Here is a 21,038-nt window from a genome sequence, read left to right as displayed (position 1 = left end):
AGCTGGTAATTATTGAAGAGCAAAAGTAAAAAAAAGGCCTTTTATCGCTTAATAACGCCAACCTTTATTAAGGCTTGTTGAACGATGGAATTGATCTCGTCAGAGCTTCGGGTGAGCAGAATCAGTGAAGAAAACACCAGGGTAATGAGTGTTGAGCGATAGATCAGGTCAACTATGGGATGCTCCAATATGGGCAGGTAGTAGGCCAACGCTGTGGACAGCCCTGCGATCAGAAGCACTACGATCGTTTTTTGGGTAAATGGCTGTTGCTTAAACTTTGCGTAGATGTATGTGTATTTGATGATGTTGAAGATCAAAATGGAAATACAGGAACCGTATGCTGCGCCATCTATGCCGTAAACGGGTATCAAAAAATAGTTGAACGCAATGATCAAGGGAGCAAGGAATATAAGCGCCAGACTATTTACCCAATAATAGTTCGACATGGCCAGAATTTCTGAATTGGGTCCGAATGTCATATCGATTAGTTTGGCCAGTCCGATAATCACCACCACATTAAACCCGATGCGATAAGCATCGCCATTTGGCATTAGCGCATAAATGTTATGAAGGTTGGCCCACAACCCGATGAGTAGCAGGGCGCCAATAATAAGCTGGTTAATGGATGTCTTTCTGTAAAGTTCTTCCACTTCTGTTAAATCATTTTTTTCGAACGCTCGCGCAAACAAGGTGCTGTTTATTTGGGCGATGGCTCTTCGGGGTACTTCAATGGCTGCGGCCATGTAAAAGGCCGTGGTGTAAACTGCATTTGCTTTAAAGTCGATGAGTGCGCTTACCATTAAACTGTCCAGCCGCCCAATCATCATAAACACACTGGAGCTCACTAAGCTTACGATGCTGAAGAATGCAAACTCTCTGAGGGTCGGTTTTGGAATTCGCATAATTGCAAATGAAAATCGGAACAAGCCGATTCGTGCGAGGTAAACAAGAATGATAATGAGGCTAAGCAAGTAAATGAGCACAGAGGCAATCAGCAGTTGAGGAAAGGAAATTACGTTGATGAAGTAAAGTGTAACCACTACACCCTGTAAAAAACGAATACCTATTTCATTAACCAGTCGCGGAAACGCAAGCTTGAGTTGGGTTCTGGCAAAAGACTCCATTAGGGTAGACACGGCAACCACAAATGTTAACCATAAAGCCAGGTGGATGTACTGCGAAAGCAATTCGGCATTCTCACCAAAAAAACCTAAGAAGTATTCTTCAAATAAAAAGTAAACAAGCAGAAAGATGAGGTAACTGCCGGTAGTAATTAAGAGCACCAGGTTGATGAATCCTTGACTCTCAGTATGTTCTTTAACAAATCGTGGATAGAACCGGATAATAGAGGTGGCAAGGCCCGCCTGCGCAAAGAAGGCCATCAGAATGGCGAAGTCGAGAATGGTGCGCAGCAACCCGATCTGTTCCAGATCGAGAAAACGTGGGTAGAGGTATAACACATTGATGTAACCCAACACAATGCCCGCATAAGAAATTACGGTGGTAAAAAAACTTTGTCGGATTACAATGCCCATGGTGTTAACTCCGGCTAATGCGTTTGATGCGATTGGGGTTGGCCTTTAAAAATCCTTCCCACGATTTTGATTTTGGTTTCAGGTTGCCTTGCTGAAAGTGATGACACAACGCCACGGCTAATGCATCGGTGGCATCCAGCAGTTTAGGAATTTCTTTTATTTGAAAAACCTGCATCAGCATTTTGGCTACTTGTTCCTTGGAGGCATTTCCGTTTCCGGTAACGGATTGCTTTACTTTTTTGGGCGCATACTCAACAATCGGTATTTCGCGCGAAAGCGCTGCCGACATGGCCACGCCCTGGGCGCGCCCCAGTTTTAACATCGATTGAACATTCTTGCCAAAGAAGGGAGCTTCCAACGCCACTTCATCCGGATGATATTCTTTTAATAGATCAATTACCTTATCGAAAATCTTTTTCAGCTTGAGTGCTTGTTCACCGGTTTTTCCTAATCGGATGATGCCGTACTGTACCAGTTCAACTCGGTTACCGGTTACACAAATGATTCCGTACCCGGTAATATTGGTTCCGGGATCCAGCCCTAAAATAATCTTTTCACGTGGTGCCTTGATCACGCCACAATATAGAGCAATGCAAATTTGTTTTCAACGCAAAGGTTTATACCGTAAAAATCACAACTTGCAGTATGTGGTGGCTTATGGTCATGGTTTTTGGTGTCTATTATGTGCTGTTGATGTTTTTGTGCATCGGATGGTGGAGGTCTGTAAAACCCAGACGCTATAATAATAAGCAGGTTGACAAACTTTTTATCTCGGTCATAATTCCAGCGCGTAATGAAGCTGACACCATTACACGTTTGCTAGACACCCTTTCGAAGCAGGATTATGCTGCTGAAAATTTTGAGGTAGTGGTAATTAATGATCACTCTTCAGATAAGACCGAAGAGGTAGTGAATGTCTGGACGAAGGAAAATCCGGAGATTTCATTAACACTTTTAAATCAGGCTGCTGAACATCGGGGAAAGAAGGCCGCTCTAACACGCGGTATTGGTCACGCAAAAGGTGAAATAGTAGTAACTACTGATGCCGACTGTATTGTTCAATCGGGTTGGTTAACTTCAATCACTGATGCATTTGATCGGGATGTTCAACTCGTGGTTGGGGCCGTTGGTCTTCGCGATAATCATTCCTTATTTAGTAAACTTCAGGTAGTGGAATTTGCTTCGCTCGTTGGAACGGGCGTTGCTACTTTGGGTTGGGGCATACCAACCATGTGCAACGGAGCCAACCTTGCTTTTCGGAAGTCGGTGTTCGAAGAGGTAAATGGCTATCAGGGGGCCGAGCATATCGCTTCTGGTGATGATGAATTTCTACTTAGAAAAGTAGCCGCGTGTTACCCGAAGGGTGTTCAATTTAATCCTTTACCAACTGGTGTAGTAGAAGCGAAGGCTGCGACTTCGCTAAGGGAATTTTTTCAGCAACGCATCCGGTGGGCCGGCAAATGGAAAGCCCATGGTATTGGATTCTCGTCAGCCCTGGCATTTTTCATTTTCATTTTTCATGCTTTAACCATTTTATTGCCTGTTCTGGCTGGCCTGCAATTCTTGTCGTGGACGGTTGCATTATCATTGTTGATAGGAAAGCTATTGTTGGAGGCAGCCTTCCTCTTTCCGATACTCCGATTTTGTACCGGAAGGTTTTATCCCCTGATTTTTTTGTTGCTGCAATTCATCTATCCTTTTTACGTTGTAGGTTTCGGCCTGGCGGCCAATTTTTTACGGACGGAATGGAAGGGAAGAAAAATTTAAGACGGAAAGAAATTGAATTAGCTGTAACTTTAACCCCATGTCGGAGGTATCGCTTAAAAGCCAGTATGAAATCAAAGAGTTGGAACTCAACTCGTTACTGGAAGTAACGCAGGCCATAAACAATAATGTGCCAGAGGAATACCTGTATAAAATCTACAACTTTACCCTTCGCTCAAACCTGAAAATCAGGAAACTGGCGCTTTTTGTTTTGGATGAAGTGTGGAATTGTAAAGTGAACTTTGGTACGCAGCAATCCTTTACCAAAACCCGTTTGCCGGATTGCTTTAAAGACGTTAAGACTGTTTGTAAGCTTCAGGATTTTGAAGAGACGCCCTTCAGCGAATTTGACATGGTGATGCCGGTGGCGCATAAAGAGAATACCTTGGCGTTGGTATTTATTGGCGATCATTCACACGAGTCATCACATGATGGCCTGAAATTTCTACAAGCGTTGAGCAACATCATCATTGTGGCCATCGAAAATAAAAAGCTGGCCAGAAAGCAACTGGAGCAAGAGGCCTTCCGCAAGGAACTTGAAATTGCCAGTGATGTGCAGCAGTTTTTGTTTCCTGAAAAATTACCCAACACCGATTTATTAAATGTGGAGGCCAGCTACCTGCCACACGATGTTATAGGCGGTGATTATTACGATTACATCCCCATCAATAAAAACCAATTTTTGCTTTGTATAGCCGATGTTAGCGGCAAGGGCATACCGGCTGCACTTATGATGTCGAATTTTCAGGCATCGTTACGCACGTTGTTACGCCAAACACCGAACTTACGCGATATTATTGAGGCATTGAATTTTCAAGTGCTGGAAAATGCAAAGGGTGAAAAGTTCATCACCTTTTTCGCCTGCATCTATGACATCAGCTTGAAAACTTTGGTGTACGTAAACTGCGGCCATAATCCTCCGATTTTATGCGATCGCAAAAACGGAATCCGGTTGCTGGAAGATGGATCAACTGTACTAGGTGCCATGCACCCGCTTCCATTTTTAAATGAAGGTTTCATTACCGACCTGGAGCAGTTCCGGCTCTTTTGTTATACCGATGGCCTAACCGAAACCATCAACGAAGCAGGGGAGGAGTTTGGCATGGAGCGCTTGATGAAATATTTCCATGATGACAGCACCCGCGTTAAAGACATGCGCACCATTCACAACGACATCATCGTTGAGTTGGATAATTTCAAAGGCCGTAACGGCTACCACGATGATATTACCATGGTTTCTTGTCGGGTAGGTTAACCGGTTCTGTGTTATGGTTTACCGAACACCATTTTTTCTTCCGCTGCTGTACCCAAAACTTACGTGGAGAATTCCAACGGATAAAAAATCCATTTACCTCACCTTTGATGATGGCCCCGTACCCGGTCCAACCGATTTTGTGCTGGATGTTCTAAAACGTTATAACCTGAAGGGCACTTTTTTTTGCATTGGGGATAACGTGCGAAAGCATCCGGATGTATTTAAGCGAATTATAGCAGAAGGACATGTTGTAGGTAATCATACTTATAATCATTTGAATGGATGGAATACTCCGATCGATAAATACATTGAAAATGTAAACTTATGTGATGCGATGGTTGCCGGATGCCAGTTACCAGTTACCGGTAACCCGCAACCGGAAACCTGCAACTATTTCCGTCCTCCTTATGGCCGAATCACATCAAAGCAGATTAATGCATTGAAAGCGAACTATAAAATTATTATGTGGGATGTGCTTACGCAGGATTATGATCAGCGTATTTCACAAAACAAATGCTTAAATGGATCGATAGGCGCAACACGTAACGGCTCCATAACTGTTTTTCACGATAGTTATAAAGCAGATCGCAATCTTTCATTTGTATTGCCGCGTTACATCGAGCATTTTTTGGAAAAGGGATATTCGTTTAATGTGATTCCACAATGAAACGGGTACTGGTGGCGCCACTCGATTGGGGGCTTGGCCATGCTACCCGGTGTATTCCCATTATCAAGGTATTGCTTGAGTCGGGGTACGAAGTAATTCTTGCCGGCTCCGGTGCTTCACTCGCTTTATTGAAAACCGAATTTCCGGAACTGAAAACCGAAGAGCTTCCCGGCTATAAGCCAACCTATCCTGCATCCGGTTCTATGATGATTAAGTTGGCTTTGCAGGCACCAAAGTTTCTTCGCGCTGTACTGAAAGAAAATTCAGCGACAGAAAAGTTGGTTGAGAAACATCAAATCAATTTTGTCATTTCTGATAACCGATATGGGTGCTATTCCCGCGATGTACCTTCTGTTTTCATCACGCATCAACTCAAACTCATTGCGCCTGCCGGGTGGAGGTGGCTCGCTGCTTTGGCCAATTATGTGACGCATATTTTTATCAAACGATTTTCAGCATGCTGGGTGCCTGACTTTCCTGGATCAATATTGAGCGGGAAACTATCCCGAACAGAAAATCAACAATTAAAATTTATTGGGCCACTTTCCCGCTTAAATAAATTTCCTCAAACCAATACGTTCGATTTGCTTGCCATTATCTCAGGCCCAGAACCGCAACGTACGCTGTTTGAGCAATTGGTCATTCGGGAAATAATAAAATCTGGAAAGAAGGCATTGGTTGTTCAAGGCGTAATCGGCACAGCGCGTAAAATGATTGCCGATGGTGTAGAGGTTGTGGATCATTTGAATAGTGAAAAGTTAAGTGAAGCAATGGCTGCTTCTAAAATGATTTTGTCGCGTTCCGGTTACAGCACCATCATGGATTTAGCCAGGCTTGGAAAGAAAGCCATCTTCGTACCTACTCCCGGACAAACCGAGCAGGAATACCTGGCGCAACGGTTCAAGGAAATGCAGGTAGCGTATTTCATGGATCAAAAATCATTTTCACTGACCGATGCATTAAGGGAGTCTGAAAATTATACCGGATTCCAAAACTATTTTAGTGATGATGATCGGTTGATGCAGGCTTTAGCTTCATATTTGCCATCATGAATTTCTGGACGGACACACACGCGCATATTTATCTGGAGGAATTTGATGCCGATCGTGCGGATATGTTAGCGCGGGCAAAGCAGTCAGGTGTTGAAAAAATTTATCTACCCAATATCGACTCCACGTCAATTGACCGGATGCTTGAGCTTGAGGATAAGACAAAGGACACTTGCTTTGCCATGATGGGTCTTCATCCGTGCTCGGTAAAGAAGGACTTTGAAAAGGAACTCTATATAGTTGAGTCGTGGCTTTCAAAAAGGTCATTTGTGGCAATCGGTGAAATGGGAACTGATCTGTACTGGGATAAAACATTTTGGGAACAGCAACAAGAAGCCTTTCGCATTCAAGCCAACTGGGCGAAGCAGTATAATGTTCCGATTGTCATTCACAGTCGGGAAAGCTTAGACCAAACCATTAAGCTGGTAGAAGAATTACAGGATGGAAAATTAACCGGAGTATTTCATTGTTTCACAGGAACGGTTGAGCATGCAGAGCGTATTGCGAAACTTGGTTTTTATTTGGGATTGGGTGGGGTGGCCACATTCAAGAAGGGCGGAATGGATGAGGTGATACCGGAAATGGATATTACAAAAATTGTCCTGGAAACAGACAGTCCGTACCTGGCTCCGGTTCCGCATCGCGGCAAGCGAAATGAACCTGCCTATATTCCGCTTATTGCTGCTAAAGTGGCTCAACTAAAAAATATATCTTTGGAAGAACTTCAACGGATCACATCCCAAAACGCAGCAGCACTTTTTAAATCAGATGAAGGTTAAGCAAATTCAGGTAAGCGGAGTCCAATCTCCCGAAACGGCACGCGCACGTGTGCTCATTATTTATACTGGTGGCACGTTTGGCATGACTCATGATGCATCAGGTGCCTTAATTCCTTTTGATTTTTCTTCTATTGTAGAGCATTTGCCCACCATCCGTAACCTGGGATTGGCCTTTACTGTGTTTTCATTTGAGAAACCAATCGACTCGTCTAACATTAGTCCTGATCACTGGAAGTTACTGGCAGAAGTTATTCATGAGCAATATGCTGCACATGATGGCTTTGTAATCTTACACGGTACAGATACCATGGCGTACACAGCATCGGCATTGAGTTTTATGTTGGAGGGGCTGAATAAACCCGTTATTCTTACCGGAGCACAGTTGCCGATCATCGATCCACGATCGGATGCGCGCGAAAATTTGATAACCGCGCTCGAGATTGCAGCGGCAAAGAAAGATGGTAATGCAATTGTTCCCGAAGTTTGCATTTATTTCGATTATGAATTGCTGCGCGGCAACCGTTCAAAGAAAGTGGAGAGCATGCAGTTCGATGCGTTTGATTCGGGTAATTATCCGGCATTGGCAAAGGCGGGAGTAAAAATTGACTATAATTACAGTGCCATTAGGAAAATTGATAAACATGAATTGGTGCTTCATACCAAACTGGATTCATCAATCGCCATTCTGAAATTATTCCCGGGTATTTCCGAGCAGGTAGTACAATCGGTGTTCAGCAATACTGCCTTAAAGGCTGTTATTCTTGAAACGTATGGCTCGGGAAATGCGCCCACCATCCCTTGGTTAATTACTTCTTTGGAGCAAGCGGTTAAACGAGGCGTCATTGTAGTCAATGTCTCACAATGCCCAGGCGGCATGGTGGTACAGGGCAAGTATGAAACCAGCAAGGAGCTGATGAAGGCTGGGGTTTTAAGTGGAGGAGATATGACCACCGAAGCAGCGCTGTCTAAGCTCATGGTGCTGTTGGGGACTTATGATATGGAGACCTGTAAAAGATTGGTTGAGCAAAACCTGGCGGGCGAACTTTCGTCCTGATTTATGACAGCTTGGAAAGCCTGTATTTTCTTGATTTATTTGCGTTCCATTTCAGCTGGAGAGGTGTCCGAGTGGTTGTCCGAAGGACTCCTTTGGAGAAGGAGCATGCCTGGAAAGTGTGTATACCGGAATCAGTATAGAGAGTACTTCTCATTCTCTATATTCTCAAAACTAAAGCATGATGCCTGTTTATTATGCTTATATCCTGAAAAGCCTTTCTCACGGTACGTACTACTATGGGTCTACGAGTGATGTTGCGAAACGTTTGAAAGACCATAATCTCGGTAAAGTCAAGTACACGAAGGGCAGACGCCCATGGGTAGTTCATTACACTGAAGCGTTTAATTCACGAAGTGAGGCGGTTGTACGTGAGCGATTTTTTAAATCAATAGATGGTTATCGTTATTTAAAAGAACAAGGAATTATTTAGCGAGTTAGACTAGTAAAGAGAATCACTGATCTACCTTTGGCAACCCTTTGTGCATCACCGAGGAGTTCTTCGGCTTGGAAAGGGTATATTTTCTTAATTTATTTGCATCCCATTTCAGCCGGAGAGGTGTCCGAGTGGTTGAAGGAGCACGCCTGGAAAGTGTGTATACCGGAAACGGTATCGAGGGTTCGAATCCCTCTCTCTCCGCATATCTTTTTTAACGATCATTTTCTCTCGTTACCGGAGACGGTATCGATGGTTCTGCCGAAGGCATCCCTTTCGGGAGAATCCCTCTCTCCGCATATCTTTTTTAACGATCATTTTCTCTCGTTACCGGAAACGGTATCGAGGTTCTGCCGCAGGCATCCTCCACAGGAGTTCTTTGGACCCTCGGGAGAATCCCTCTCTCTCCGCATCAAATGATCCCGTGTCGAACGGGATTTTTCATTTTAGGTGGTTTTCAATTAGTTAGGGTTGACAATATTAACAGGTCAGGGCCGTGACTTTATTTGGCAAAAACCATTATTCACCTAAATCGATAGAGGTTTTTGCCGCCAGCATAAAAATTTTTTAAAAAATATCGATAAATCGACAAAACGTTTAATTTTGGCCTTTCCAAATAGTATTTTAAACCTGAAACTATGAAAAAACAACTCGCTATTCTTGCATTCTTAGGGGTACTGGCGACCTCTACTCTTTTCGCTCAGGGAGCAACTGATACTACAGCTGCAGAACCTACCCCTGAGCCTCAAACAGAAGCTGTTCAGCCTGCTGCGGTTGAAACTGAAGCTGCTGTTGAAGACGAATCCATGCACCAGGTTCTTAAAAATAAGTTTATCGAAGGTGATGTGACATTCATGACCCCGGTACTTATCTGTTTGATCTTAGGTCTTGCATTCTCTATCGAAAGAATTATTACCCTAAACCTGGCCACTACGAATACCCGTAAGTTGCTCGGTCAGATTGAAGACTCACTGGCAAAAGGTGGTGTTAATGCAGCGCTCGAAGTTACCCGTAATACACGTGGCCCGGTTGCCTCTATCTTCACACAAGGTCTGTTGCGCTACTCTGAAGGCGTAGACATGGTTGAAAAATCTATCGTTTCTTATGGTGGCGTTGAAATGGGTAAACTTGAAAAAGGTCTTATCTGGATTTCATTGTTCATTGCGCTTGGTCCCATGCTTGGTTTCTTCGGAACGGTTGTGGGTATGGTGCAGGCATTTGCTGATATTGAAGCTGCCGGTGATATTTCTCCTAACATCGTTGCACAAGGTATGAAAGTGGCCTTGACAACAACCGTTGGTGGTCTTATCGTAGGTATGGTGCTACAAGTATTTTATAACTACCTGGTGTCTAAGATTGATTCACTGGTAAATGAAATGGAAGATGCTTCTATTTCATTGGTGGATATTCTGGTTAAGCACAAGTTAGTTTCTCAAAAATAATTGATCATGAAAGGATTTATAGTTGTACTTGCTGCGATTGTACTGTCAGTGTTAGCCATTTTCTCGGTTGATGCGGGATTGTATACATCGTATGCATTACTGGGCATTGCACTTGTTGCGGCCATAGTATTGCCCCTTATGAATGCTGGTAACTCACCAGGCGCACTTAAGAAAGGGCTTATTTTTGTTGTGGGTATGATTGTATTGTTTGGGATATCGTATGGTTTAGCTGGCTCGGAATTAAATGCCGACCAGGTAGCTAAAGGTATTACCGAGAATACGTCAAAACTTGTAGGAGCAGGTTTGATCATGTTCTACCTGACAGCCGTGATTGCTGTTGTAGGACTGATCTATTCTGAAATCAATAAAGCGTTAAAATAATGCCAAGAGCTACACCCGATATTCCGAATGCTTCCATGGCAGACATTGCCTTCCTGTTGCTGGTATTCTTTCTTGTAACCACAACAGTTGCCAATGACCGTGGATTGCAAATCCAACTTCCGCCACCACCCGAAGCTTTGCCTCCGGATATGGATATTAAAATTCAGGAGCGGAATCTGTTCAAAATACAGGTAAACTCATTTGATAATGTGCTGGTAGAAGGAAATCCTTTTACAGGTACACCTGAGGATTTATCAGAGATGATTCGGGAGTTTGTTTTAAATAATGGAGCTGACCCGAATTCATCAGATAGCCCTGAGAAGGCAATTGTTTCCTATAAGACTGACCGGGGTACTAGCCATAAAAAATTCATTGAAATTCTGGATGCGGCACAACAAGCCTATTATCAAATTTACGCTGATAATGCAGGGGTTTCAGTGAAACGTTGGCTTGAGTTATCTTCTGATCTTATGGATCCGGAAAACAGGAGATTGTATGACATTGGAAGAGGTAAACGCCCTGACGGAACCCCTGAATACCCAATGAACTTATCAATTGCAGAACCTACTAAAGCAGGAGGAAATTAATATGTCGAAGTTTAAGAAAAAGGCGAACGTTAAGCAGGACATTCCCACTTCATCAATGCCAGATGTGGTGTTCATGTTGCTTTTCTTTTTCATGGTAACCACACAGATGCGGGAAACCAGCATTAATGTGAAGCAACAGCTTCCTGAGGCAACCATGTTGAAGAAACTGGCGCGTAAATCGTTGGTGGCTTACATGTACATTGGGGAGCCTAAAAAGACTGAAGAGTTTGGTAAAGAACCCAAAATCCAGGTTAACGATGTATTCATTGAGCCCAAAGATGTAATCCAGTGGGTTAACCAGGAGAAAGCCAAACTTCAGGAATTTGAGCGCGATCAGATGACTGTTTCCATGAAAGTTGACGTTGATGCAAAGCGAGGCATCATCGCAGACGTTGAAACGGAACTGAGAAAGGCGAACGCCCGCCTGTTGCTTTATTCCACCCTGCAAAAGCGTGTTGAAAACTAATTTTGTTTTTTCATAGAAGTTAAAACCCCATTCATAGCGAAGAATGGGGTTTTTTATTTGCCTGCTTTATGGCCCTTGAACTGAATAATCCAAAAACGCTTCGTGCCTGGTACATGTATGATTGGGCTAACTCGGTGTACTCGCTGGTAATTACCTCAGCTATTTTTCCGGTGTATTATCAGGCGGTAGCGGTAACGGAAACCGGAAGCGATACAATCTCCTTCCTCGGATACCCTATTGTTAACTCCGTGTTGTATTCCTGGTCGTTATCCGCTTCATTTCTGATCATTACCCTTATTCTCCCACTTCTTTCAGGTATGGCCGACTATACGGGGCGCAAAAAGTTTTTCATGAAGATTTTTGTGTACTTGGGTGGATTGGCCTGTATGGGGTTGTATTTCTTTACTGGAGTCGAGACCATTGAACTGGCCATTTTATTCAGCATGCTGGCCAGTATAGGGTATGCTGGCAGCCTGGTTTTTTATGATGCATACTTACCTGAGATCGCATCACCCGATCGATATGACCGAACCAGTGCCAAAGGATATTCATGGGGATATTATGGAAGTATTATTCTTCTGATTTTCAATCTGGTGCAAATCACATTTTATGAGTGGTTTGGATTCGCAACCGCTGGACAAGCTACTCGTTTTTCGTTTTTGCTTGTAGGCCTGTGGTGGATTGGATTTTCGCAAATACCTTTTGCTGTTCTTCCTGCTAATCCATTTGGGAGAAAGCCTAAACTAAGTGCATTGATTGGTGGCTATCGGGAAATTTTAAAGGTTTGGAATGAGCTGAAGATTCAAACCAATATCAGGTTATACCTGGCCGCCTATTTCTTTTTTAACATGGGCGTGCAAACCGTTATGTATCTGGCGGCAACCTTTGGCTCCAAAGAGCTACAGTTGGCCGATGAAAAACTGATTATGACGGTATTGATCATTCAGGTTGTGGCTGCTTTTGGTGCGTATGGGTTTGCTCGTTTCTCAGAAAAACGAGGTAACAAGCTTTCTTTGATGACCATGATTGCTATCTGGATTGGCGTTTGTCTGGCAGCTTATTTTGTTTACAACGAATACCAGTTTTATGCGCTGGCTTTTACCGTGGGATTGGTGATGGGTGGAATTCAGTCTTTATCACGTGCTACGTATTCTAAAATCATCCCTTCTGATACAGTTGATCATGCCTCTTACTTCAGCTTTTTTGATGTTACCTTCAACCTTTCGATTGTGATGGGAACGTTCAGCTATGGTTTAATTGAACAACTAACTGGTAGCATGCGCAACAGTACCCTTGTGCTGATGTCGTTCTTTGTCATCGGCATGTTTTTGTTAAGCCGGGTGAAGATAAAAAGTATACGGTTGGGCACTTAGTAGCGCAGGTGTTTCACCGTCATGCCATTGTTGATTAGCTGCTTTAGGGAAGCGATACCAATCTTCAGATGCAGGTCAACAAAATTTTTTGTTACTGATTGATCACTGACATCGGTTTTTACACCTTCTGGCACCATGGGTTGATCTGAAACCAGGAGTAATGCTCCGGCAGGTATTTTATTGTAAAATGCCGTGGTGAAGATGGTGGCCGTTTCCATATCAATGGCCTGTGCACGGATCTTTCTTAGATATGCTTTAAAATCCTCATCCCATTCCCATACCCTGCGGTTGGTTGTGTATACGGTTCCCGACCAATAATCTTGATTATAATCACGAATGGTGGTGGAGATAGCTTTTTGCAAGGCGAATGCTGGCAGAGCCGGAACTTCGGGCGGGAAGTAATCGGTTGATGTTCCTTCTCCACGAATAGCCGCAATCGGTAAAATCAAATCACCGATATCATTCTTCTTTTTTAGTCCACCGCATTTACCTAGAAAAAGGGCGGCTTTTGGTTTTATGGCGCTCAGGCAGTCCATAACAGTTGCCGCATTGGGGCTGCCCATCCCGAAATTGATAATGGTGATCCCTTCAGCTGTTGCATTCCGCATAGGCTTATCCACGCCTACAACCGGCACGTTGTGCAATTCGGCAAACATCTTAACGTAGTTATCAAAGTTGGTGAGCAAAATGTACTCTCCGAATTTATCCAATGGCTGTCCGGTGTAGCGGGGCAGCCAGTTTTCAACAATTTCCTGTTTCGTCTTCATATCTTCAGTTACTTTACGGCATGATTAAACTCAACCTTCCTGCTTTTGATTACAAACTCAAGAAAGCTGATGGAAAAGTATGGATTTTTGACGGCATAAGAAAAAAGTATGTAGTGCTTACCCCCGAAGAGTGGGTGAGGCAACATGTTGTTCAGTATCTGTTGAATCGCCTGAACTATCCAAAATCATTGATTAAAGTAGAGGCTTCCCTTAGCTATAATACCTTGGAAAAACGTGCCGATGTAATTGTATTTGACCGGGAGGGCAAACCCTGGATGATTGTGGAGTGTAAGGCTCCCGATTTAAAGTTGACACAAGTGGTAGCCATGCAGGTAGCAACCTACAATAGATCGCTGCAGGCACCTTTTGTAGTCATTACAAATGGGATGCTGGTCTATTGTTTTGAAATTCAACCAGAGATTAAGTCTCTGGCTGAATTACCAGTTTTTTCTTAAAGGAATTTCTTCACGTCTGTGTAGGGCAGATTGAACGCATCAGCTACACCTTTGTACACTACCTCGCCAAACATCACATTCAGGCCATTACGAAGCTCATTACTTTCCTGACAAGCCTTTTGCCATCCCTGATTCGCCAGACGAATCGCATACGGAAGCGTTGCATTGGTCAAGGCAAGTGTTGATGTATACGGCACAGCACCCGGCATGTTGGCTACACAATAATGCACAACATCATCAATAATGAAGGTAGGATTTTCGTGTGTGGTAGGGGTGCAGGTTTCAATACAACCACCCTGATCAACAGCAACATCAACCAGCACCGTGCCGGGGCGCATGGATTTCAGCATATCGCGGGTGATCAGTTTCGGGGCTTTCGCTCCGGGAATCAGTACGGCACCCACAATCAGGTCATGATCTTTGATCATTTCACGAATGGTGTATTCGTTTGACACAACCGTGTGCACATTTTTAGGCATCACATCATCCAGGTAACGCAGGCGGTTCAGGTTAACATCAGCAATGGTAACATCAGCACCCATACCGGCAGCAATTTTAGCTGCGTTGGTTCCAACAACACCACCACCCAGAATTAACACCTTAGCCGGTTTAACACCGGGTACCCCACCCAATAAAATACCACGACCTTTTAGGGGTTTCTCCAGGTACTTCGCACCTTCCTGAATGGACATTCTACCGGCAACTTCCGACATCGGAATCAGCAACGGTAAGCTGCCATCTATCCGTTCAACGGTTTCGTACGCCAAACAAACCGCGCCACTGCTAATCATGGCCTTTGTAAGCGGTTCGTAGGAGGCGAAGTGAAAGTATGTGAAAACGAGTTGGTCTTTCTTAATCAGTTTGTATTCCTGCTCAATGGGTTCTTTTACTTTCATGATCATCTCGGCAATCGAGAAAACTTCCTCAGCAGTTTTTAACATTTTGGCGCCCGCTTTGGTATACTCATCATCCGAAAATCCGCTGCCTACTCCGGCCGAATTTTCAACATAAACGGTATGTCCACGCTTTACCAGTTCTTGTGTGCCTGCGGGAGTAAGCGCAACACGGTTTTCATTGTTTTTTATCTCTTTAGGAACGCCAATAATCATAATTTCAATCGTTTTAACAGGCTGCAAAGATAATCGGCAATTATCAATAGTCAACCTGATCTGACGCAAGTCAGGTTGGCATTTGCCACCCGATTGGCTATTTTTGAGCACGAAAATCCGAGCATTTATCCATCAAAACTGATTAATCGTGAGTACAGTTAAGGAATCGAAGGTGAAGTATTCGCAAGCCCGTGTGAAGGAGATTTTGGCAGATTACCGGCTGGCCTGTGAAAGCCGGGAAGCTAGTTTAATTGGCCGGAAAGAGGTGTTTATGGGCAAGGCAAAATTCGGCATTTTCGGTGATGGCAAGGAGGTTGCGCAATTGGCTATGGCCAAAGTGTTCCGCAAGGGTGATTTTCGTTCGGGATATTATCGTGACCAGACATTTATGTTCGCCATAGGTGAGCTGAGTATTCAACAATATTTCGCTCAACTGTATGCGCATACGGATGTAGAGGCTGAGCCTGCTTCAGCAGGAAGATTAATGAACGGCCATTTTGCCACACGCATGCTTGATGAAAACGGTAAACTGAAAAACCTGACGGAGCTCAAAAACAGCAGCGCTGATATTTCACCAACTGCCGGTCAGATGCCACGGTTACTCGGGTTGGCGTATGCATCAAAATTATTTCGGAATAATCCGGCACTGAATCAATACACCAATCTTTCGATTAACGGAAATGAAATTGCCTTTGGTACTATTGGAAATGCATCAACTTCCGAAGGTATGTTTTTTGAAACGATTAATGCAGCTGGTGTTTTGCAGGTTCCAATGTTGATGTCAGTCTGGGATGATGATTACGGCATTTCTGTTCCACAGGAATACCACACTACCAAGAAAAGTATTTCTAAAGCGTTGGCAGGCTTCGCACGCGATAAATCAGATAATGGATTTGAAATACTAACTGTAAAAGGTTGGGATTATCCAGCATTGATTGCTGCGTACGAAAAAGCTGAGAAGATTTGCCGTGAAGAACATGTACCCGTGTTGGTGCATGTAACAGAGGTAACACAACCGCAGGGACATTCTACATCCGGATCGCATGAGCGGTACAAGTCAAAGGAACGATTGGCCTGGGAGGCTGAGTTTGATTGCATTAAGCAAATGCGCAAGTGGATTGAAGAAGAAGTGCTGGTACTGCCTGAGGAAATCGACATAATTGAAAAGGAGGCAAAAGAAAGTGCCAGAAAAGCTCGCGAGAAAGCATGGAAAGCATTTACCTCCGATATTCAGAAAGATCAATCCGAACTGATTTTAATTTTAAAAAAGTTCGAGGATGAAAGCATTTCTGAAATAAAAACGGAATTGGAGAAGACAATCAATCCGGCACGATTGGATGCTGTTAAAGCGGCAAAGAAAGTGTTGATTGCCCTGCGCGGAAAAGATAGTGATGCCAAAAGCGAATTACGGAATTGGATTAAGCGGGTAACCGAAGATGCAGAAGATCGGTATAGTTCACATTTATACAGCCAGTCTGATGAGTCGGCATTGAATGTTGATATCGTAGAACCTGTGTATGCTGAAAACTCTCCGGTAGTTGATGGGCGTGAAGTATTGCAAGCTTGCTTTCACGCTGCACTCCAGCGCGATGCACGCGTGTTTGCCTTTGGTGAAGATGTTGGTAGGATTGGCGATGTAAACCAGGGCTTTGCCGGCTTACAAGAGAAATTTGGAGAGCTTCGGGTGACCGATACCGGCATTCGCGAATGTACGATCATCGGGCAGGGTATAGGCGCTGCCTTACGTGGCTTGCGCCCGATTGCTGAAATTCAATACCTCGATTACTTTATTTATGCGCTTCAAACCCTTTCGGATGATTTGGCTTGTTTGCAATACCGTACCAAGGGTGGTCAGAAGGCACCTTTAATCATTCGTACACGTGGCCATCGGTTGGAAGGTGTTTGGCATGCAGGCTCACCAATAGGAATGATTTTAAATAGTTTGCGTGGCATTTACCTGTTGGTACCCCGCAACATGACACAGGCTGCAGGATTTTACAATACATTACTAAGATCAGACGATCCGGCAGTGGTAATTGAGTGCCTGAACGGATACCGGCTGAAGGAGCAATTACCCGAAAATGTTGGTGAGTTCACCATTCCGCTTGGCGTTCCTGAAATTCTTCGTGCTGGAGATGATGTTACGGTTGTCACGTATGGATCCATGTGCCGGATTGTAATGGAGGCAGCCGATACGCTTGAACGTGCAGGTATTTCCTGTGAGGTAATTGATGTTCAATCATTACTTCCTTTTGATCGTAATCATACCATTGTTGAATCGGTTAAGAAGACTAACCGGGTTGTATTTGCTGATGAAGATGTGCCGGGTGGAGCCAGTGCTTACATGATGCAACAGGTGTTGGAAGTACAGCAAGCTTACCAATACCTTGACTCACGACCGATAACCATTACGGCCAAGGAGCACCGCCCGGCTTATGCCTCGGATGGGGATTATTTTTCTAAACCGAATCCGGAAGAGGTATTTGAAAAAATTTACGACTTGATGCGTGAGGCGGAGCCAAACAGGTTTATTAAGATATAGTGACTACTTAATTCACCCGAATATCCGATAGTGTAAACTCTCTAGTTCGGACTGAGTCTTTATTGAGAGCGCGGTCTTCTATAATTATATCCAATTTGAGAGTTTTTATACTAAAGGTTGTCTCTATTCCTGCAGATCTCATTGCCCATTTAATTGTTCCTTCACGTGCACCTTCTTGATCAGACAAGATCGGTAGACGGCCATTAAGCGTTCCTCCGCAATAATTGTCCTCCCAAATAAATTCTGAAAAACCAGATCCTGAACTTTGATAAAATCTTACTCTAGCATTATAGTGGTGCGGATTTCTAGAAAAATACAGGGTATCTTTCAATAAATAGTGTTTTAATCCATTAATAGTAATTGTGTCAGTAATGTTAAATGAAGTGTCAATACAATTCTTAGCAAGCTCTGACACAAGTAATAAGTCGGTTGTATAGGTGAAATTTTTACAGTTTAGGTCTGTATTTCTAAATATCGGTAAAAAGCTAAATTCTGGATTATTTTCCCGCGTTCTTTTACTAACTAACTTTCCTTCAGGAAAGGGCTCAGTTATTGTTGGGACATTAATTGTTATTGGTGGATCTCCAGCTTTTGCGGGAGGGAATGTAACTTTATTCACAATCGTTCCTACTGGGATAACCTTTGTTTGAGATAAATCAGCAAAGTAAAAATTAATTCTGTGGTAAGGTTCATTAAGAAAAAAATCACTTTGGCTATCAAATCCTATATCACCATCACCATCCCTGAAGTCAAGATAGACTATCAAAGTATCGGCATCAGTTGTATTAGGGGCACCTTTTTTGAATTCAATATCCTTAAACTCAATTTTAGGTCCTAGCTCAAATTCAGGTGGATCAAAACACGAACTCATGCCTGATGCTAAAAAACAAAACAAAACCAACCCCTTAAATGCCTTCATACTGTATTTTTGAACCCGGTCAAGTTACGTAACGCTTGGAAATAACTAAAAGTTTTGGCTCCAAATTATATACCCTTAACGAATCTGGTTTCGAGGATATTGCTTTGGAAATTTTTCGGTTCCAGGCTCAGGAGAACCCAATTTACAAGGCCTGGCTCAACAACCTCAATGTGAAATGGCGGGAGGTGAGCGCAGTGGACGAAATCCCCTTTTTGCCCATCTCATTCTTTAAATCATTGCCCCTAAAATCGGGTAACTGGCCTGATGTTACGGTATTTAAAAGCAGCACCACAACGGGAGGGGTACCGAGCGTTCATCATGTTCAAAATGTCGATTTTTACCGGGCTCATGCGCTGCGGTGCTTCGAATATTTTTTCGGTTCAGTTTCTGATTATCACTTTTTTGCGCTACTACCATCTTATTTGGAACAGGGCCACTCATCCCTGGTGGCTATGATGGATCATTTCATCCGACAGAGCAAATCTTCCTTCTCGGATTTTTACCGGACAGACACAAACCGATTGCTTCAGGATATTGCAGGGGCCAGAAAGGAGGGAGACCGAAAAATTATTGTTTGGGGTGTTACCTACGCATTATTGGATCTGGCTGAAGCCCACAATCCAAATCTATCAGATTGCCTTGTTTTTGAAACCGGTGGAATGAAGGGCAGGCGTAAGGAAATGACCAGGCTGGAACTCCATGACGCCCTTAAAAGCAGTTTTAAGGTTGATAAGATTTACTCAGAATATGGCATGACGGAGCTTTTTTCGCAGGCATATACAGCTGGAGGATCAGTTTTCCATTGCCCACCTTGGATGCGGGTTGTTATTCGTGAAATTGGAGACCCATTTGGCCGATTGGGGGCAAATAAATCGGGTGGAATAAACGTTATTGATCTGGCCAATTTCAGCACCATTAGTTTTATCGAAACTGAAGATGCTGGCCTGCTTCTTGCAAATGGTGGGTTTGAAGTATCCGGCCGTTTGGATAATTCGGACATCCGGGGGTGTAACCTCATGGTTGAATAGCCGTTTTTTGCCGTTAAGCGGCACTAATCCACGGTCGGGTTTGTTTTGTTGCGAAACTATTCTATTTTTGAGATGACGTTAAAGCCACTTCTAATGAAAAAGTTAGTTTTATTCCTTCTTTTAGCCGGTTTCATTTCTGCCTGCAGTCAGTACACATGCCCAACCTATACCAAGGTTGAGACGCCTGCCGCTAAGGAAGCCCCTGCTCAGAAAATCTGATTTTACAGGTATTTTTTGACGTCTTCTTCCGTGATGGTTTCGGCTGACATGATGATAAGCCGTTCAACCACGTTCCGTAATTCACGAATATTTCCAGTCCATTGATGCTTCTGTAATGCCGCAATTGCGGAATTGTCGATTTTCTTCTTTTTAGAGCCTTGTTCTTCTGCCAGATCATTCAGAAACTTCTCAACCAATAGCGGAATATCCTCAATGCGCTCATTGAGGGAGGGCACTTTTACTACGATCACACTAAGCCGGTGGTATAAATCCTCCCGAAACCTGCCTTCTGCAATTTCTTTCTTTAAGTCTTTGTTGGTGGCGGCCAAAACCCGCACGTTTACCAAAATCTCCTTTTCTCCGCCTACGCGTGTGATTTTATTTTCCTGCAGAGCGCGCAGCACTTTAGCCTGTGCGGAAAGGCTCATATCCCCGATTTCATCCAGGAACAACGTACCGCCTTCAGCTTGCTCAAATTTTCCAATGCGTTGCTTGATGGCAGAAGTAAACGATCCTTTTTCATGTCCGAATAATTCACTCTCAATAAGTTCGGAGGGTATGGCAGCACAGTTTACTTCAATCAGTGTTTTTTCTGAACGCTTACTTTTTTCATGAAGCTGGCGAGCGACCAGTTCCTTCCCACTGCCGTTCGGGCCGGTTATCAATACACGGGCATCGGTTGGCGCCACTTTTTCAATCATCTCTTTCACTTGCTTAATGGCTGATGATTCGCCCACCATTTCAGCGTCTTTGCTGATTTTCTTTTTTAATGTGCGATTCTCTTCGCGCAAGGAGTTTCTCTCCAGCACGTTGCGCAAATGAATAAGAATCGTTTCAATGCTTTCAAAAGGCTTTTGAATGAAAAAGTAAGCACCACGCTTAATGCTTTCCAGTGCTGTTTCTTTTGTACCATGTGCGGAAATCATGATGAAAGGTGTTCCGATGCCTTCCTTCTTCACGCGTTCCAATAATTCAATGCCATCAATCTTGGGCATCTTAATGTCGCAGAAGGCAACATCAAAATATTCCGATTGAAGTTTCTTGAGTGCTTCTTCACCGTCTTTTGCTTCTTCTACTTCATGCTTTTCTTCTTCGAGTATTTCACGAAGCGATGTGCGGATGGCCGCCATATCATCAACAACAAGTATTTTTCCCATAGCGTAAATTCTATTTTAAAATAAAAACCTTCAACGCATTATGCGAAGAAGGTTTAA

Annotated in this window: 20 protein-coding genes and 1 tRNA gene; 15 read left to right on the top strand and 6 right to left on the bottom strand. The window is 43.6% G+C overall.

Annotated elements, in window-relative coordinates:
• Positions 1–41: 41 nt before the first annotated feature.
• Positions 42–1,535, bottom strand: a complete 1,494-nt coding sequence (locus QY309_11070) for an oligosaccharide flippase family protein (protein ID WKZ58409.1) — start codon at positions 1,533–1,535, stop codon at positions 42–44.
• A 4-nt stretch (positions 1,536–1,539) separates the two neighbouring features.
• Entirely contained in the window at positions 1,540–2,106 is a 567-nt protein-coding gene (gene ruvC, locus QY309_11065) for a crossover junction endodeoxyribonuclease RuvC (protein ID WKZ61698.1), read from the bottom strand.
• Positions 2,107–2,180: 74 nt separating this feature from the next.
• Between ruvC and QY309_11060 the strand changes: the two genes are divergently transcribed.
• The 12 genes from QY309_11060 to QY309_11005 all read left to right on the top strand — a co-directional run bounded on the left by QY309_11060 (position 2,181) and on the right by QY309_11005 (position 12,785).
• On the top strand, positions 2,181–3,302 hold the full coding sequence (locus tag QY309_11060; GenBank protein WKZ58408.1) for a glycosyltransferase: 1,122 nt from the start codon (positions 2,181–2,183) through the stop codon (positions 3,300–3,302).
• Between the two features lie 37 nt (positions 3,303–3,339).
• Positions 3,340–4,554 (top strand): PP2C family protein-serine/threonine phosphatase, encoded by a 1,215-nt coding sequence (locus QY309_11055; GenBank protein ID WKZ58407.1) that lies wholly within the window; start codon positions 3,340–3,342, stop codon positions 4,552–4,554.
• Between the two features lie 13 nt (positions 4,555–4,567).
• Positions 4,568–5,221, top strand: coding sequence for a polysaccharide deacetylase family protein (locus tag QY309_11050; protein WKZ58406.1), 654 nt, complete (start codon positions 4,568–4,570; stop codon positions 5,219–5,221).
• Positions 5,218–6,273, top strand: a complete 1,056-nt coding sequence (locus QY309_11045) for a glycosyltransferase (GenBank protein ID WKZ58405.1) — start codon at positions 5,218–5,220, stop codon at positions 6,271–6,273. The genes QY309_11050 and QY309_11045 overlap by 4 nt, the downstream gene beginning before the upstream one ends.
• The gene (locus tag QY309_11040; protein WKZ58404.1) at positions 6,270–7,049 is read left to right on the top strand and encodes a TatD family hydrolase; all 780 of its coding nucleotides are present in this window, start codon (positions 6,270–6,272) and stop codon (positions 7,047–7,049) included. The genes QY309_11045 and QY309_11040 overlap by 4 nt, the downstream gene beginning before the upstream one ends.
• A complete protein-coding gene (locus QY309_11035) occupies positions 7,039–8,103 on the top strand; it encodes an asparaginase (GenBank protein WKZ58403.1) in 1,065 nt (354 codons plus the stop codon). Before QY309_11040 ends, QY309_11035 begins: the two co-directional genes overlap by 11 nt.
• A 550-nt stretch (positions 8,104–8,653) precedes the next feature.
• A tRNA-Ser gene (locus tag QY309_11030) sits at positions 8,654–8,740 on the top strand.
• A 434-nt stretch (positions 8,741–9,174) separates the two neighbouring features.
• Positions 9,175–9,978, top strand: a complete 804-nt coding sequence (locus QY309_11025; protein WKZ58402.1) for a MotA/TolQ/ExbB proton channel family protein — start codon at positions 9,175–9,177, stop codon at positions 9,976–9,978.
• Between the two features lie 6 nt (positions 9,979–9,984).
• Positions 9,985–10,359: a hypothetical protein gene (locus tag QY309_11020; protein ID WKZ58401.1), complete on the top strand. Its 375-nt coding sequence runs from the start codon at positions 9,985–9,987 to the stop codon at positions 10,357–10,359.
• Positions 10,359–10,946 (top strand): biopolymer transporter ExbD, encoded by a 588-nt coding sequence (locus QY309_11015; protein ID WKZ58400.1) that lies wholly within the window; start codon positions 10,359–10,361, stop codon positions 10,944–10,946. Before QY309_11020 ends, QY309_11015 begins: the two co-directional genes overlap by 1 nt.
• A 1-nt stretch (position 10,947) precedes the next feature.
• Entirely contained in the window at positions 10,948–11,412 is a 465-nt protein-coding gene (locus tag QY309_11010) for a biopolymer transporter ExbD (GenBank protein ID WKZ58399.1), read from the top strand.
• A 68-nt stretch (positions 11,413–11,480) separates the two neighbouring features.
• Entirely contained in the window at positions 11,481–12,785 is a 1,305-nt protein-coding gene (locus QY309_11005) for an MFS transporter (GenBank protein ID WKZ58398.1), read from the top strand.
• Here the strand turns inward: QY309_11005 and QY309_11000 are convergent.
• A complete protein-coding gene (locus tag QY309_11000) occupies positions 12,782–13,552 on the bottom strand; it encodes an AMP nucleosidase (GenBank protein ID WKZ58397.1) in 771 nt (256 codons plus the stop codon). The two genes, QY309_11005 and QY309_11000, sit on opposite strands and share 4 nt — an antisense overlap.
• A gap of 20 nt (positions 13,553–13,572) precedes the next feature.
• Here QY309_11000 and QY309_10995 point away from each other — a divergent pair, with 20 nt between their 5' ends.
• Complete coding sequence (locus QY309_10995) at positions 13,573–14,007, top strand: type I restriction enzyme HsdR N-terminal domain-containing protein (GenBank protein WKZ58396.1); 435 nt, start codon at positions 13,573–13,575, stop codon at positions 14,005–14,007.
• Here QY309_10995 and ald read toward each other — a convergent pair.
• Positions 14,004–15,116, bottom strand: a complete 1,113-nt coding sequence (gene ald, locus QY309_10990; GenBank protein WKZ58395.1) for an alanine dehydrogenase — start codon at positions 15,114–15,116, stop codon at positions 14,004–14,006. The genes QY309_10995 and ald overlap by 4 nt on opposite strands.
• 148 nt (positions 15,117–15,264) lie before the next feature.
• On the opposite strand from ald, the gene QY309_10985 reads away from it, so the two are divergent.
• Entirely contained in the window at positions 15,265–17,658 is a 2,394-nt protein-coding gene (locus QY309_10985) for a thiamine pyrophosphate-dependent enzyme (protein ID WKZ58394.1), read from the top strand.
• Between the two features lie 7 nt (positions 17,659–17,665).
• Here QY309_10985 and QY309_10980 read toward each other — a convergent pair whose 3' ends face one another.
• Positions 17,666–18,577, bottom strand: coding sequence for a hypothetical protein (locus tag QY309_10980; protein WKZ58393.1), 912 nt, complete (start codon positions 18,575–18,577; stop codon positions 17,666–17,668).
• A gap of 35 nt (positions 18,578–18,612) precedes the next feature.
• On the opposite strand from QY309_10980, the gene QY309_10975 reads away from it, so the two are divergent.
• Positions 18,613–19,605: an acyl transferase gene (locus tag QY309_10975; protein WKZ58392.1), complete on the top strand. Its 993-nt coding sequence runs from the start codon at positions 18,613–18,615 to the stop codon at positions 19,603–19,605.
• Positions 19,606–19,826: 221 nt separating this feature from the next.
• Here the strand turns inward: QY309_10975 and QY309_10970 are convergent, their stop codons facing one another.
• Positions 19,827–20,981, bottom strand: a complete 1,155-nt coding sequence (locus QY309_10970; protein ID WKZ58391.1) for a sigma-54 dependent transcriptional regulator — start codon at positions 20,979–20,981, stop codon at positions 19,827–19,829.
• Between the last annotated feature and the right edge of the window lie 57 nt (positions 20,982–21,038).

This window comes from Cyclobacteriaceae bacterium, from assembly GCA_030584025.1.
Lineage (GTDB): Bacteria > Bacteroidota > Bacteroidia > Cytophagales > Cyclobacteriaceae > UBA2336.
This window is presented reverse-complemented; position numbering and strand designations above follow the sequence as displayed.

Excerpts from the sequence above, each read along its gene's own strand:
- QY309_11070 (WKZ58409.1), bottom strand. The coding sequence starts at position 1,535 with ATGGGCATTGTAATCCGACAAAGTTTTTTTACCACCGTAATTTCTTAT.
- QY309_11060 (WKZ58408.1), top strand. The coding sequence starts at position 2,181 with ATGTGGTGGCTTATGGTCATGGTTTTTGGTGTCTATTATGTGCTGTTG.
- QY309_11055 (WKZ58407.1), top strand. The coding sequence starts at position 3,340 with ATGTCGGAGGTATCGCTTAAAAGCCAGTATGAAATCAAAGAGTTGGAA.
- QY309_11050 (WKZ58406.1), top strand. The coding sequence starts at position 4,568 with ATGGTTTACCGAACACCATTTTTTCTTCCGCTGCTGTACCCAAAACTT.
- QY309_11045 (WKZ58405.1), top strand. The coding sequence starts at position 5,218 with ATGAAACGGGTACTGGTGGCGCCACTCGATTGGGGGCTTGGCCATGCT.
- QY309_11040 (WKZ58404.1), top strand. The coding sequence starts at position 6,270 with ATGAATTTCTGGACGGACACACACGCGCATATTTATCTGGAGGAATTT.
- QY309_11035 (WKZ58403.1), top strand. The coding sequence starts at position 7,039 with ATGAAGGTTAAGCAAATTCAGGTAAGCGGAGTCCAATCTCCCGAAACG.
- QY309_11025 (WKZ58402.1), top strand. The coding sequence starts at position 9,175 with ATGAAAAAACAACTCGCTATTCTTGCATTCTTAGGGGTACTGGCGACC.
- QY309_11020 (WKZ58401.1), top strand. The coding sequence starts at position 9,985 with ATGAAAGGATTTATAGTTGTACTTGCTGCGATTGTACTGTCAGTGTTA.
- QY309_11015 (WKZ58400.1), top strand. The coding sequence starts at position 10,359 with ATGCCAAGAGCTACACCCGATATTCCGAATGCTTCCATGGCAGACATT.
- QY309_11010 (WKZ58399.1), top strand. The coding sequence starts at position 10,948 with ATGTCGAAGTTTAAGAAAAAGGCGAACGTTAAGCAGGACATTCCCACT.
- QY309_11005 (WKZ58398.1), top strand. The coding sequence starts at position 11,481 with ATGGCCCTTGAACTGAATAATCCAAAAACGCTTCGTGCCTGGTACATG.
- QY309_11000 (WKZ58397.1), bottom strand. The coding sequence starts at position 13,552 with ATGAAGACGAAACAGGAAATTGTTGAAAACTGGCTGCCCCGCTACACC.
- QY309_10995 (WKZ58396.1), top strand. The coding sequence starts at position 13,573 with ATGATTAAACTCAACCTTCCTGCTTTTGATTACAAACTCAAGAAAGCT.
- ald (WKZ58395.1), bottom strand. The coding sequence starts at position 15,116 with ATGATTATTGGCGTTCCTAAAGAGATAAAAAACAATGAAAACCGTGTT.
- QY309_10980 (WKZ58393.1), bottom strand. The coding sequence starts at position 18,577 with ATGAAGGCATTTAAGGGGTTGGTTTTGTTTTGTTTTTTAGCATCAGGC.
- QY309_10970 (WKZ58391.1), bottom strand. The coding sequence starts at position 20,981 with ATGGGAAAAATACTTGTTGTTGATGATATGGCGGCCATCCGCACATCG.